Here is a 13,652-nt window from a genome sequence, read left to right on the forward strand (position 1 = left end):
CTGCCAGCACCCGGCCGGCAACGCGGGGGCGGCGTGCCGCGCCTCGGGCGGTGAGTGCGATCCAGCCGAGAGCTGCAATGGCACGAGCACCTCCTGTCCGGCGGACGCCAGGAGTGCGGCGGGAACCAGCTGCACGTCGGACGGGAACCCGTGCACGCTCGATCAGTGCGACGGCAGCAGCGCGAGCTGCCAGCACCCGGCCGGATCGCACTCGCCGCCTGAGACGCGGCACGTCACCCCGGCGAGTGCGATCCGGCCGAGACCTGCGACGGCACCAGCACCTCCTGTCCGGCGGACGCCAGGAGCCCGGCGGGAACGAGCTGCACGTCGGACGGGAACCCGTGCACGCTGGATCAATGCGACGGCAGCAGCGTGAGCTGCCAGCACCCGGCCGGCAACGCGGGGGCGGCGTGCCGCGCCTCGGGCGGTGAGTGCGATCCAGCCGAGAGCTGCAATGGCACGAACACCTCCTGTCCGGCGGACGCCAGGAGTGCGGCGGGAACGAGCTGCACGTCGGACGGGAACCCGTGCACGCTCGATCAATGCGACGGCAGCAGCGTGAGCTGCCAGCACCCGGTCGGCAACGCGGGGGCGGCGTGCCGCGCCTCGGGCGGTGAGTGTGACCCGGCTGAGACGTGCAGCGGCGTGAGTAGCATCTGCCCGGTGGATCGCAAGAGCATGGATTCGTGTCGCCCCGCCACGGGCGCGTGCGATGTGCCGGAGAGCTGCAATGGGGTGAGCAACGACTGCCCGCCCGATGCGGTGGCGCCAGGTGGGGCCGTATGCGGGCTTCCTACGGGTCAGTGCGACGCCGTCGATACCTGCGATGGTGTGAACAAGACCTGCGTGGACCGTAAGGCGCTGAACGGGACCCCCTGCGAAGATGACGACGTCTGCACCTTCGGCGATACCTGCAATGGGAATGGCGCTTGCCAGGCAGGCCCTGGGGACGTCTGCGCTGTCGCTAAAGTCACGGGTGGCGGGCAGGTAGTTCCGAACGCTGGAGGGATCGCCAGTTTCGGGTTCGTCGCGGAGCGCCAAACACTGGGCGGCCCGACGACCGGCCACTTCAATTACCTCAATCACTCGACCGGGCTGCACGTGAACGGACCAGTCACTCTGCTCATCGTGGACAGCCCCACGACTGCGACCTTCCAAGGCTCGGGGACATGTAACCTGACTCCATGCACGTTTGTGGTCAGCGTAGAAGATGGAGGTGAGCCCGGCCGGGACAGAGACAAGCTAGAGGTCAGCATTGTGCCGAACTCGCCGACGGAGGTCGGTCCCCCCAAGAGAACGATCAGCAGAGGGAACATCCAGGTCCATAAATCATCGTCAGGGATCGCTCAGAGTGAGACGGGGATGACGGGTGCAGGAGGAGGCGTCTTCCCATCTGGTACCTTGTATAACGGTGTTCTTCTCGACGGCACACTATTTGGACTGGGCGTCACGATTGCCTACGCTCAGACAGCCGAGGGACAGTTCCAGACCACCCTGACAGGCATTTCTGTCCTTGGTCTGGAGCGGTCGATTCAACTGGAAGGCAAAACCAGCAGCGGTTCTTCCTGGGCTGCTGACGCCGCAACCTTCTCAGGACAGTGCAGCGTGGATATGGGTGACGGAACTCCTCCACTCCTGGATGTCCCCTTCACCATCGTGGTGGTGACGAATGCCGACGGTCAAGGCAGCCTCACGCTGACCCTTGGCACAATCCATTTGCCTGCGGCCACGATCAATGAGGGAAGCATCAAGATCAAGTAATCCTTCAAGCCAGGCGCCAGCTGCGGAGCGCGGGCGGCGGGAAGCAGGAGACCTCGAGCCGTTCCCCGGATTCCGGGTGCGGGAAGCTGAGGCGCTCCGCGTGCAGCAGGAGTCCGGAGTCGCCGGGGAAGGGCGGGCGACCCCCGTAGACCGGGAACCACGTGCGAGGACGGCGTCGACCTCGGGAACCCCGCGGCGGTGCCGGTCGGCGTCACCTGCCGCCTGTGCGATCGCATGAATTGCGAGCAGCGCGCCTTTCCCGCCATCCAGAGCCCGCTCGAGATCGACGAGAACGTCCGCGGAGCGTCGTTCTACGCTTCGACGTCGGAAGGGGAGCGTTAGCCGAAGCGGCGACCAGCGACTGAAGGCAAGGTCGCCGTGGGCGTCGAGGTCGAAGGCTGCTCTCTTCTGGATGCGGGTTCGACTCCCGCCGCCACCGCCATCCCTTGAAAGCGAGTTCCTCTATGGGCAGCTGTTGTTGGTGACGTGCTGGCTGATGGCGGGGCAGGCGCCGGCGGCGCCGCTGTAGTTCTTCTCGTTGCCCAGCGGGTCGCGCGACCAGCTGCCGTCGGTTGCGGCGCCGTCGGTGCCCGCGACGACGAACCAGACATTTCCGGCCAGCGGGATCGTCGCGGTGCCGGTGGGGGCGAGGCCGCAGAATCCGCCCGCGAAGGTCGAGAAGCTCCCCAGATTTCCCCAATAGATGTTGACCGCGGTGGGGGGGCACCGCGTCGCGTCCCAGTTCAGGACGAGGTCGGCTCCGTGTGTCGCGACCTTCAGCGGCTGCCCGGGCACTGAGGCGCCGTCCGGGATCGGGGGCGGCCCCGCCGCCTGTGTCGTGCAGGACCCGGGGACAAGAGTATGGGTGACCTGGATGTCGTCCACCCACCACGATCCGCCCGGATAGAAAGGGTCACCCGAGAGGCGGAACCGGATCTTCACGTCCCCCCCCGCCCAGTTCGCCAGTGAAGCGGTGTAGGTCGAATACGTCTGGTTGGTGCCGCTGAAATAGGTATCGATGTTCCCCGTCGTGTCGCAGTTGTTGAACGGAAACTCGACGACGGCGGGGTAGTCGGGTGTCAGGGGAACGCGCGTCCAGCCGGTGAAGCCGGGACCCGTGGCGATCTCCACCTGTCCGACCGACCCCTCGGCGCCGAAGAACCCGAAGGGGTCGTACTCCAGCGTGTGAATCGTCGAGAAGGACAGCAGCGGCCCCTGGGCGGGGCTGGCCAGTGTCAGGACGGGACTCGTCAGATCGGCGCAAACGCTGTCGCCGCTGTCGCCCCGGTAGACTTTCGAGCCGGTGTGGCCACCCGTGGACGCCACGACCCAGGGAGGCGCGGCCGTGAACGTGGCCGGACCGGTGTCGCCGGCGTCGTCGGTGAGGGTCCCCGGCGCCGCCGGGCCGGCCGGACTCGTGGAGGCCTCCACGACGTTCGTCTCCTCGTTCCCGCCGCGGCAGGGACCGGCGTGCCCGGTCGTCGCGTCCTCGGCGCGGACGACGTAGTAATAGGTCGTCCCGTGGACGAGGGAGAGCGCGTCGGTGTATGAGGTCGTGCCGATGCAGCGGGCGATCCGGTTGGCGGGGCCCGGCGTGAAGGAGGTCGAGTCGCTCCGGTAGACGTTGTACCGCACGTCGGCCGTGCAGGCGGAGCTCGCCGGGCTCCAGGCCAGGTTGACGGCACATCGGGCATTCCCGGCGCTGGACGCGGCGCTGACGCCGCCGAACGACGGAGACAGGAAGCAATCGCCCGTCGGGACGACCTGCGCGCAGCCTGAGGGCGCCGACTCGCAGAAGGCGCCGGCGTCGGAAGCGGCGGCGACGGTGTAGCTGTACGTGGCGCCTCCGGAGACGGTCGTGTCGAGGAAGGTGGTCCCCGTCACCGCCGTCGCCACAGGGATCCACGGCCCTCCCGGGCAGGCGCCCAGGCTGCGGTAGACGTTGTACGCGAGAGCACCCCCCACGCCGCTCCAGTTCACGCGGACCTGGTGGTCGGCCGGAGTCGTCAGGGTCGGTGCCGCGGGGGACGAGGGGGCCGGACAGTCGGTGAGCGCTCCCCGCACGACGAGGGCGAACGGCTGCGGGCCCATCGGGATGTTCACGCCTCTCACCCTCACGACCCAGCGGCCGGGCGCGGGGCTGTTGAAGACGAGGCGTTCCTCGACGTTCAACGTGTCGTAGGGGGCGGAGGCGTTGCTGGTCTGGACCGGCGCGCCGGTCGCCCCATCCAGAGTCTGGAACCAGACGCCGCCGGCCGGGTCGATCACCTCGAGCTTCAGCTCGTTGACGCGCGCCACGGCGGCGTTGAGCGCCGCCGGGAAATCGGTCCAGACCAGCGTGGCCCGGAACGGCTCGCCCGCGGCGATGTCGTAGGCGTGCGTCACCATGCTGCCGGTGGCGATTCCCGCGCGGTGATCATCCACGCGGAGCCTGAACGGGCTCCCCGTGAAGGCGAGGGTGGCGCCGAGGAGGACACGGCCGTACCCCGAGTCGAAGTCGGGAGATGGCGCGGCGGTTCCGAGTGCTACGGCCCCGTCGATGAGGGTCGCCTTCAGGAGCGCCCCGGTGGGCGTGAACCCCGATCCGGAAGCGCGCGACCCGGTCGCGTAATAGCCGGCGGTGTAGTACTCGCGCGCGAGCGCCGCCAAACCCGCCGTCGTGGGCGACGACATCGAGGTCCCGTCGAGCGGGCAGGTCCCGCAGTTGTTCGAGCCGGGGTTCGCGTCGGAGGCGGCCGACACGGTGGATTCTCCCTGCGCCGCCACGGTCGGCTTGAGCCGCCCGTCGTGGACCGGGCCGGGGCTCGAGAACGCCGACGGCGTGTTCGCGGCCACGCCGTGTCCGACCGAACCGGCGGTGACCAGGTTCTTCGCGTTCGCGGGCGTGCCGACCGAGACGGGCGGCGGGCAGACCTGCCCGCCGTTGCCGGCGGAGGTGACGAGGAGCAGATCGGGGTAGGTCCACATCGCCAGGTCGGCGTCGCGCGCGAAGGAATCGTAGGGGATCGTGCATCCGGGGACGCAGGCGCCGAAGATGTCGGTGCAGGCGCCTCCCCAGGAGTCGGAGTGGATCCGCACGCCGCTCTGGAAGGCGACGTCGGCCAGATTCCAGAGCGTGCCGCCCCGGTTGTTGAGATACTCGAGACCGTCGCCCATCTCCTGCAGGACGAGCTTCGCGCCCGGCGCCAGCCCGTCCCCCCCCGTGCGGCCGGGTGTCGTGAACGAGGCGCAATCGGCGTAGGGCGGCTGATCCCCCGCGGCGGAGCCGGACGTGTGCGTGCCGTGGCCGCTGGCACCGAGGGTGGGGGGGCAGGTGTCGTCGTCGCCGGTCGGCGTTCCGGACCAGTTGTAATAGAGGATGTCCTTGCGGCGGTTCGTCGCCGGGGAGGCGGGAGGACAGGGGGCGGCGAGGCACAACGCGAACGGGGGCGGGCCGTTCACCGTGTCGCGGAAGAAGCAGGCGTCGTAGTCCTGTCCAGTATCGGCGAGGCCGAGCGTCTGGCCGCATCCGAAGATCCCTTGATCGAAGATCGGCGTCTCTTGGGGAGAGGGGCCGATGAAGGACTGGTGGACCCAGACCGCGTCCTGGTTCAGCGGACGGAACGGGCGCGCGATCTCCACCGCCTCGACTTCGGGCAGCCCCGCGAGGCGCGACAGCACGTTGGAGAGCCGCGCAGCCGGGACGGTCGCCTCGAGCCGCCAGGCGGCGTCCTTGCCCGACGGGGCGGCCACCACTTCAAGGCCGGACAGCGCGCGCTTCGCGCGCGCCGGAGGCTCGCCGGCCTCGAGGATGGCCCGCAGCCGCACGGGGAGATCGGCGCGCCCGGCGCGCAGCGAGAGTTCCGGTTGTATCTTGAAGTGCGCGGGGGGCGCGCCCAGCCACGCGATGAAGGGAAGAGCGCGGAGACGGTCCACATTCGCAGGATCGATGCGCACGCGGTAGCCGTTCGTCGGGATATATCCGAGGACGGTGGCGCCCGCCGTTTCGACCTGCCGGATCTGCGCGGGGTCGAGAGGAGCCGCGGCGATCGCGACCAGGTAGCGGCGGCCGCGGGGGCTGTCGCGCTCGGAGGCGTCGTGGTACCAGCCGGGAGCGTCGGGGGCCGGCCCATCGGCGCGGAACGTCGCCGCGGCGTAGCGAAGCAGGAGCGGCCGGGACTCCGGTGCCGCCGCGATCAGCGGCGAAGCCGCCAGAAGAGCGAGCACAAATACCCGATTGCCCCTGTTCCTGTTCATCGTGATATCCGCGAGTGATGCGCCATTGTACGCGGGTCCGTGCTAGAGATGTGTTCCCGGCGCCTCGTGCCCGGTCCGCTCGACATACTCGACGTACGACCCCGGGTACACGTGGGGCTGCGACTCCGTTCCACTCTCTCCGCCGAGCTCGAGCACCCGTGTCCCCAGGCCGCGCAGGAAGGCGCGGTCGTGCGACACGAAGATCATCGTCCCCTCGAACGACTCGAGCGAGTCGACCAGCATCTCCTTGGTGGCGAGATCCAGATGATTGGTGGGCTCGTCGAGGACGAGGAAATTCGGGGGGTCGAAGAGCAGGCGCGCCATCGCCAGGCGCGACTTCTCGCCGCCCGAGAGCGCCCTGATCTTCTTGTCGGCGTCGTCCCCCGGGAACTGAAACGCTCCCGCCAGGGTGCGGAGCACCCCGACCCCCTCGAGCGGGAAATCCGCCTGCAGCTGCTCGAGGACCGTGAGAGCCGGGTCGAGGACGTCGAGCGACTGCTGGGCGAAATAGCCCATCCGGAGCGCGGCGCCGAGCCGTACGGTGCCTGAATCCGGCGGCAGCACCGCCGCGATGATTTTCAGCAGCGTCGTCTTGCCGGCGCCGTTCCTGCCCATCACCGCCCAGCGCTCACCGCGCCTGATCGTCAGGTTCATCCCCTCGTAGATGACGCGGCGGCCGAAGGCCTTGTGGAGATTTTCGATCACCACCACCTGGTCGCCGGACCGCGGAGGGTCGCGAAAATCGAAGGCCACGACCGTGCGCCGCCTGGGAAGCGTGACCTTCTCGATCTTGTCGAGGGCCTTGATCCGGCTCTGCACCTGCGCCGCCTTGGCGGCGTGCGTCCTGAATCGATCGATGAACCGCTGTTCCTTGGCGAGCATCGCCTGCTGGCGGGCGTAGGCCGCCTCGCGGTTCGCCTCGCGCAGGCGGCGCTCGCGCTCGTAGAAGTCGTAGTTGCCGGAGTAGACCGTGATCTCGCCGCCGTCGATCTCCGCGATCTTCGAGACGACGCGGTTCAGGAAGTCGCGGTCGTGCGAGGTCATGAGCAGGGCGCCCGGGTAGCCTTTCAGGTACGACTCGAGCCAGATGATCGACTCGATGTCGAGGTGGTTGGTCGGCTCGTCCATCAACAGCACATCGGGGCGGGCGAGCAGCACGCGCGCCATCGCCACGCGCATCTTCCAGCCGCCCGACAGCGCGCCGACATCATGGTCGATCCGCTCGTCGTCGAACCCGAGCCCGTGCAGCACCTCGCGCGCCTGGCTCTCGAGCGCGTAGCCCCCCAGGTGTGTGTACTCCTCCTGCACCTCGCCGAAGCGCGCCAGGATGGTGTCCAGATCACCGGCCCGGACCGGGTCGGCCATCGCCTGCTGCAGCGCCTCCAGCTCGTGGTGCAGCTCGCCGACCCGGCCGCTGCCGGCGATGGCCTCGTCCAGCACCGAGCGTCCCGCCATCTCCTCCACGTCCTGGCGGAAGTAGCCGATCGTGAGTCTCTTCGGAACCGCCACCTCGCCGTCGTCCGGCGCCTCCTGGCCCACGATCATCCGGAAGAGGGTGGTCTTGCCGGAGCCGTTCGGGCCGACGAGCCCGACCTTCTCGCCGGGGTTGAGCTGGAAGGACGCCTCGACGAAGAGGATCTGCCTCCCATACTGCTTGCCGATGTTCGCGAAAGTGATCATGACCGGGGCGCCATTCTCCCCGCTCCCGGCGCGGATGTAAACCTGCCCGGTTTCAGCGAGGCTACAATAGGGAGACGATCGAGCGGGAGGCGAAGGGTGCGGGGAGGAGAGTCCGGTGAGGATTGATCAGGCGACGCTTTTGTCCCCCATCGGGCCGCTGGCGTTCGCCGTGGCGGGCGGAACGCTGCTCCGGCTGGACCTTCGTGGCGACGCGGTGCGCCTGCGCCGCGATGTCCAGGGGCGTTTCGGAACCGTCACGATCCACGAATGCGAGGACCCGGGCGGCGTTGCGTCGCGACTGGAGCGCTACTTCCGGGGCGATCTGCAGGCTCTCGAGGAAGTTGCGGTGGACCCGGGCGGGACGGACTTCCAGCGTGACGTGTGGCTCAAGCTGCGCGAGATCCCCGCCGGACGAACCTGGTCCTACGCCGATCTGGCGCGCGCCGTCGGACGTCCGGCCGCCGTGCGCGCCGTAGGCGCGGCCAACGGCGCCAATCCCATCCCCCTGGTGCTCCCCTGCCATCGCGTGATCGGCACGGACGGACGCCTCACAGGCTACGGCGGCGGCCTTCCTCGGAAGGAATGGCTGCTCCATCACGAAGGCGCGCGTCTGGTTCCAGGCCCGCTCCCGCCATTCAAATCCACGAATCTCTAGTGTGGAGGACCGATCGAATGCTCGACATCTTCGTCGACGCCGACGGGTGTCCGGTGAAGGACGAGGTCTACCGCGTGGCGCGGCGGCACGGGCTCGGCGCGACGGTGGTGTCGAACGCGCGCATGCGGATCCCGGAGGAGGACAGGTTCACGCTGGTCGTGGTGGGGGATCGCTTCGACGCCGCCGACGACTGGATCGTCGAGCATGCCGGCCGGGACGACATCGTAATCTCGGCGGACATTCCGCTGGCGTCGCGCTGCCTGAAGAAGGGGGCCGTCGTCCTCGATCAGCGGGGCGGGGAGTTCACCGAGGACAACATCGGCGCGGCCCTCGCGGGCCGGGAGCTCTCGGCCCATCTTCGCGATCTCGGGAGCCTGACCGGAGGCCCGCCTCCGTTCAGCGCGCGCGATCGCTCGCGCTTCCTGCACCGTCTCGACGAGGCGATCCGGACGATCCGGCGGCGGAACCCGTGATCCCGCGGCGCCTGCCCGTCACTTCTGCTTCTCCTCGAGCTCGCCCCATCGTTTGTAGAGCCGGTCGACCTGGGCCTGAAGCTCGCCCAGCTCCGCGAGCCGCCTCTGCAGCAAGTCCGCGTCCGTCGCGATCGACGGATCCTCGGCGCGCCGGCGCGCCTCCGCGAGGCGGGATTCGCCGTCGTTGACGGCGGCCTCCAGGCCGTCCCATTCGCGCTGCTCGAGGTAGCTGAGCCGGCGGACGGCCGGTCGCGGCGTCCGCGCGGCCGGCGTCTCCCGTTTTTCCATGGGCCGTCGCTGACGGTTCGCCTCCCACTGGTCGTACGAGGCGTAATGCTGTGCCCCGCCCCGGCCGTCGAGCGCAACCACCTGGGTCGATACCCGATCGAGAAGGTGCCGGTCGTGGGTCACCAGAACGAGGGCGCCGGGGAACTCGAGCAGCGCCTCCTCCAGGACCTCGAGGGCCGGGATGTCGAGATCGTTCGTGGGCTCGTCGAGGACCAGCAGGTCGGCCGGCCGGAGCATCATCCGGGCGAGGGTGATCCGGGCGCGCTCGCCACCTGAAAGCCGGGACACCGGGGTCTCGAGCTGCCCTGGGTGGAACAGAAAGCGCTTCGCCCACGCCGCGACGTGGAGCGCTCGATCGCGATAGATCACGCTGTCTCCCTCGGGCGCCAGCGCCCGCTTGAGAGTGAGCGCGGGATCGAGGGTCTCCCGATTCTGGTCGAAGTAGACCACACGCAGGGCCTCGGCGCGCTGGATCGTCCCGGCCGCGGGCGCGATCTCCCCGACGATCGTCCGGAGCAGAGTCGTCTTGCCGGATCCGTTGGGGCCGAGGATGCCCAATCGCATGCCGGGGACGAGCAGCAGATCGAGCGTCTCGACGATCGTCGTGCTTCCGAATGCGATCCGCAGTCCCTCGCCGGACCACAGCCGCTTCGTCTTCCGTCCGGACGATGTGAACTCGATTCCGGCGGTCGAGACCACGCCTCGCGCGCGAGCGGCCTCGAGCCGTTCGATGCTGCGCTCGGCCGAGTCGATGCGCGCCTTCGACTTGGACGTCCGCGCCTTCGCTCCACGGCGCAGCCAGGCCACTTCGCGACGCACGAGACCGGCCAGGGTGTCGCGGTAGGCCGCCTGGTTGCCCAGGGCCTCGTCGCGCGCCTCCAGGAAATCCGCGTAGGTCCCGCTCACGTGAAACAGGCCCGAGTCGTGCAGCCGGCTGATCTCCAGCATCCGCCGCGCCACCCTCTCCAGAAAGTAGCGGTCGTGACTGACCGCGACGAACGCGGTGGAGGGGTCCTGGAGCAGCGATTCGAGCCAGAGGATCGAGTCGATGTCCAGGTGGTTCGTCGGCTCGTCGAGCAGGAGGATTTCGGGCGACTTGGCCAGCTCGCGCGCGATGGCGAGCCTGGCGCGCCAGCCCCCCGACAGGAGGTCGGCCTGGACATCGGGGTCCGTGAACCCGGCCTTGCGCAGAGTCAGTGTGACACGCCGCTGCCGCTCGTGGTCGTCGAGCCGTCCATCGGCCGCGATCGCTCCGGCGACGATCTCGGCGGCCGACATCCCCGTGGGGAAGACGGGAGTCTGCGGGACATGGCCGATGCGAAGGTTCTTCCGGCGGCTGCAGGTCCCCGAATCGGGGCTCTCGACGCCGGCGAGGATTCTCAAGAGCGTCGACTTGCCCGCTCCGTTGGGGCCGACCAGCCCGACGTGATCCCCCTCGTGGAGAGCGAACGACAGCCCTTCGAAGAGCGGCGGTCCGCCGAACGACTTGGTGACAGCGTCGCAACTGAGGAGTGCGGGACGGGGCATGACGGGACCGCAGTATACATCGGCCTTCGCGCGGGCCGGCCGTCAGCCGTCGACGCGGCCTCGCAGCGCCTTGACCCGGCCGCGCCTGATCTTGCCGCTTACGCGTCGCATCTTCGAACCGTACGTCGCCTTCGTCGGGCGCCGCGGTCGCGGCACGGCCGCCGCGGCGGCGATCAGGGCGCGCAGGCGCGCCAGGGCGTCCTCGCGGTTCTTCTCGAGGCTGCGCGTGTTCTGCGCCTTGATCACCACGACCCCGTCCGCGCTGATGCGGTGGTCCTTCATGCCGAGCAGCCGCGTCTTGACGGCGTCGGGCAGGGACGAGGCGCGGATGTCGAATCGCAGGTGGACGGCGTTACTGACCTTGTTGACGTTCTGGCCGCCCGCGCCCTGCGCGCGGATGGCCTCGATTTCGACTTCGCTCTGCTTCAGGATGATGGTCGGCGCTTTATCCAAGGACCACCTGCACCTGGTGCTCGCGGCCGTCGTCGGACAGAGGGACCACCCCTTCCCCCGGAAGCGGCGTTCCGTCAAGACTGACACGGGACACGCCGCTGCAGACACGTTTCGGGTTCTGGACGTCGATCCGGTAGAGGGTGCGGCCGTGACGATAGGCGATCTCGAATCCCGGCCACCGTCGGGGGATGCACGGATCGATGCGGAGCGTGGAGCCTCGCTTCCGGAAGCCGAGCATCCACTCCAGACCCGCCCGGTGCAGCCAGCCCGCCGCCCCGGTGTACCAGGTCCATCCCCCTCGTCCTTCGTGAGGAGGCTCGGAATAGATGTCCGCGGCCACGACGTACGGCTCCAGCTTGTACGTGTCGACGTCCGCCTGGCTGTGTGCACGGCGGATCGGGTTCAAGAGATTGAAGAGATCCGCGGCCTTGTCTCCTTCGCCCATCTCGGCGAAAGCGATCACCGACCAGACCGCGGCGTGGGTGTACTGTCCGCCGTTTTCCCGGATGCCCGGCGGGTATCCTTTTATATACCCGGGGTCGAGGGGTGTCCGGTCGAAGGGCGGAGAGAGGAGCAGCAGGAGCCCAGCCTCGCGCCTGACGAGATGATGTTCGACGGACCCCATGGCCTGGCGCGCGCGCGTGCGGTCACTGGCACCGGAGAGGACCGCCCAGGATTGCGCGATGGAGTCGATCCGGCACTCGTCGTTCGCCGCCGACCCGAGCGGCGTTCCATCGTCGAAAAACGCACGCCGGTACCACTCGCCGTCCCAGGCCTCCCGCTCGAGCGAAGCCTGGAGGGAGGCGGCCCTCATCCGCCACCGCGCCGCGCGCCCACTTTCCGCGCGCCGGTCGGCGATCGGGGCGAACTCTCTCAAGCTCGCGAGGAGGAACCAGCCCAGCCAGACGCTCTCTCCCCGGCCCTCGTGGCCCACACGGTTCATCCCGTCGTTCCAATCCCCGCCACCCATCAGCGGCAGGTCGTGGCTGCCCACCTCGAGACTTCGATCCAGGGCCCGCGCACAATGCTCGAACAGCGTCGCCCGATCGGTCGATTCGGTGGGCTGGAAGTAGGCTTCCTGTTGCCCGTCCTCGAGTCGCGCGCCTTCGAGCCACGGAACCTTATCGTCGAGCACCGCCCCGTCCCCGGTCGTCTCGAGATAACGGGCCACCGCATAGGGAAGCCAGAGGCGGTCGTCGGAGATCCGGGTCCTCACTCCGCGGCCCGTGGGGGGATGCCACCAGTGCTGGACATCCCCTTCAGGGAACTGCCGGGCCGCGGCCCGCAGGAGGTGCTCGCGCACGAGATCGGGTCTCATCACCGCCAGGGCCAGGACGTCCTGGATCTGGTCGCGGAAGCCGTAGGCCCCACTGGACTGGTAGAACGCGGACCGGGACCAGATGCGACACGAGAGCGTCTGGTAGAGAAGCCAGCGGTTGAGAAGAAGATCCAGGGAGGGTTCGGGAGTCTTGACCTGCACGGTGCCCAAGACCCGATCCCAGTGTTCCTGGACCTCGCGAAAAACCGAGTCGCCGTTCATCCCGCGGTACCGCTCGATCAAGGATCGGGACTCTTCACGGCTCTCCCCCTGCCCCAGGAGGAACAACACCTCGGTGCGCTCCCCCGGTTCGAGCTCGACGATCGTCTGCAGAGCGGCGCAGGGGTCGAGCCCGGCCCCGGTCGTTCCCGAGAGCGTCCCGCCGCGCAGAAGCGACGCGGGATGCTCGAGGGTCGCGTTTCTGCCCAGGAACTCGAGGCGGTCACAGGTCGAGGATGTCGGGCGCCCGCCCAGATCGGCGAAGGCGATCCGGTGCGCGAACTCCCTGTTCCAGGAGTTTCGCGCGAACAGGGCCCCGGTCGCGGGGTCGATCTCGGTCACCACGAAGGGCGCCGTACCCGTGCGCGCAACGCCCAGCACCCACTCAACGTAGGCCACAACCGACAGCCGCCGCTTGCGGCCGGAACGATTCTCCAGGGTCATGCGGGAGATCTTGATCGGATCGTTCAGCGGCACGAACTGCAGGAGATCGAGCGCGATTCCATGCGACACGTGCTCGAAGCGAGTGTAACCCTGGCCGTGCCTGATGACATAGCGTCCGGCTTCTTCACGGATGGGGAGGCACGTCGGCCCCCAGAGAACCCCGCTGTCCTCGTCGCGCACGTAGAACGCCTCGCCCGGAGCGTCGCCGACGGGATCGTTCGACCAGGGCGTGAGCTTGTTCTCCCGGCTGTTCGAGGACCAGGTGTACCCCGAGCCCGACTCGGAGGCCTGGAATCCGAATGCCGGGTTCGCCACGACGTTGATCCAGGGGGCCGGCGTCCTCCGTCCCTTGTCCAGGAGCGTGACGTATTCGCGGCCGTCCGGCGTGAATCCTCCCAGGCCGTTCCAGAACTCGAGATCGAGCGCGGGAGGGGACAGGGTCTCCGGGGTCCCGCGGGCCGGGCGGCGGCGCGGCGGAACCGGCTCCGGCCTCGGCGCCTGCTGCCGCACCGCCTGCTCCGACAGCGTTCCCCGGTTCGCCAGGATCAGCACGCGCGCCGCCGAACGCAGGACGGCCAGGTCCTGGGGCGGCAGGAGA

General features: G+C 68.9%; 9 protein-coding genes and 1 pseudogene. 4 read left to right on the forward strand and 6 right to left on the reverse strand.

The window, feature by feature from the left end; all coding sequences use genetic code 11:
* Window positions 1–353: 353 nt before the first annotated feature.
* Window positions 354–533, reverse strand: a complete 180-nt coding sequence (locus VEW47_05800) for a hypothetical protein (protein ID HYS04691.1) — start codon at window positions 531–533, stop codon at window positions 354–356.
* Between the two features lie 313 nt (window positions 534–846).
* On the opposite strand from VEW47_05800, the gene VEW47_05805 reads away from it, so the two are divergent.
* A complete protein-coding gene (locus VEW47_05805; protein HYS04692.1) occupies window positions 847–1,761 on the forward strand; it encodes a post-COAP-1 domain-containing protein in 915 nt (304 codons plus the stop codon).
* 180 nt (window positions 1,762–1,941) lie between these two features.
* Window positions 1,942–2,103 (forward strand): annotated as a pseudogene (locus VEW47_05810) (short-chain fatty acyl-CoA regulator family protein).
* A 120-nt stretch (window positions 2,104–2,223) separates the two neighbouring features.
* Here VEW47_05810 and VEW47_05815 read toward each other — a convergent pair.
* Complete coding sequence (locus VEW47_05815; protein ID HYS04693.1) at window positions 2,224–5,997, reverse strand: S8 family serine peptidase; 3,774 nt, start codon at window positions 5,995–5,997, stop codon at window positions 2,224–2,226.
* Between the two features lie 42 nt (window positions 5,998–6,039).
* On the reverse strand, window positions 6,040–7,677 hold the full coding sequence (locus VEW47_05820; protein HYS04694.1) for an ABC-F family ATP-binding cassette domain-containing protein: 1,638 nt from the start codon (window positions 7,675–7,677) through the stop codon (window positions 6,040–6,042).
* A 115-nt stretch (window positions 7,678–7,792) separates the two neighbouring features.
* Between VEW47_05820 and VEW47_05825 the strand changes: the two genes are divergently transcribed.
* Both VEW47_05825 and VEW47_05830 read left to right on the forward strand, forming a co-directional pair.
* Window positions 7,793–8,332 (forward strand): methylated-DNA--[protein]-cysteine S-methyltransferase, encoded by a 540-nt coding sequence (locus VEW47_05825; protein HYS04695.1) that lies wholly within the window; start codon window positions 7,793–7,795, stop codon window positions 8,330–8,332.
* Window positions 8,333–8,349: 17 nt separating this feature from the next.
* Entirely contained in the window at window positions 8,350–8,805 is a 456-nt protein-coding gene (locus VEW47_05830) for a YaiI/YqxD family protein (GenBank protein HYS04696.1), read from the forward strand.
* An 18-nt stretch (window positions 8,806–8,823) separates the two neighbouring features.
* On the opposite strand, the gene VEW47_05835 is transcribed toward VEW47_05830, so the two are convergent.
* The 3 genes from VEW47_05835 to VEW47_05845 all read right to left on the reverse strand — a co-directional run.
* Window positions 8,824–10,620, reverse strand: coding sequence for an ABC-F family ATP-binding cassette domain-containing protein (locus tag VEW47_05835; GenBank protein ID HYS04697.1), 1,797 nt, complete (start codon window positions 10,618–10,620; stop codon window positions 8,824–8,826).
* Between the two features lie 42 nt (window positions 10,621–10,662).
* Window positions 10,663–11,073 carry an alternative ribosome rescue aminoacyl-tRNA hydrolase ArfB gene (gene arfB / locus VEW47_05840; GenBank protein ID HYS04698.1) on the reverse strand — a complete coding sequence of 137 codons (411 nt, stop codon included), beginning with the start codon at window positions 11,071–11,073 and terminating at the stop codon, window positions 10,663–10,665.
* The coding region (locus tag VEW47_05845; GenBank protein ID HYS04699.1) for a phosphorylase at window positions 11,066–13,652 on the reverse strand (2,587 nt) is incomplete at its 5' end. The genes arfB and VEW47_05845, both read right to left, overlap by 8 nt.

It is taken from the genome of Candidatus Dormiibacterota bacterium (assembly GCA_035635555.1).
Classification (GTDB): Bacteria; Acidobacteriota; Polarisedimenticolia; order Gp22-AA2; family Gp22-AA2; genus Gp22-AA3.

Excerpts from the sequence above, each read along its gene's own strand:
- VEW47_05835 (HYS04697.1), bottom strand. The coding sequence starts at position 10,620 with ATGCCCCGTCCCGCACTCCTCAGTTGCGACGCTGTCACCAAGTCGTTC.
- VEW47_05815 (HYS04693.1), bottom strand. The coding sequence starts at position 5,997 with ATGAACAGGAACAGGGGCAATCGGGTATTTGTGCTCGCTCTTCTGGCG.
- VEW47_05830 (HYS04696.1), top strand. The coding sequence starts at position 8,350 with ATGCTCGACATCTTCGTCGACGCCGACGGGTGTCCGGTGAAGGACGAG.
- VEW47_05820 (HYS04694.1), bottom strand. The coding sequence starts at position 7,677 with ATGATCACTTTCGCGAACATCGGCAAGCAGTATGGGAGGCAGATCCTC.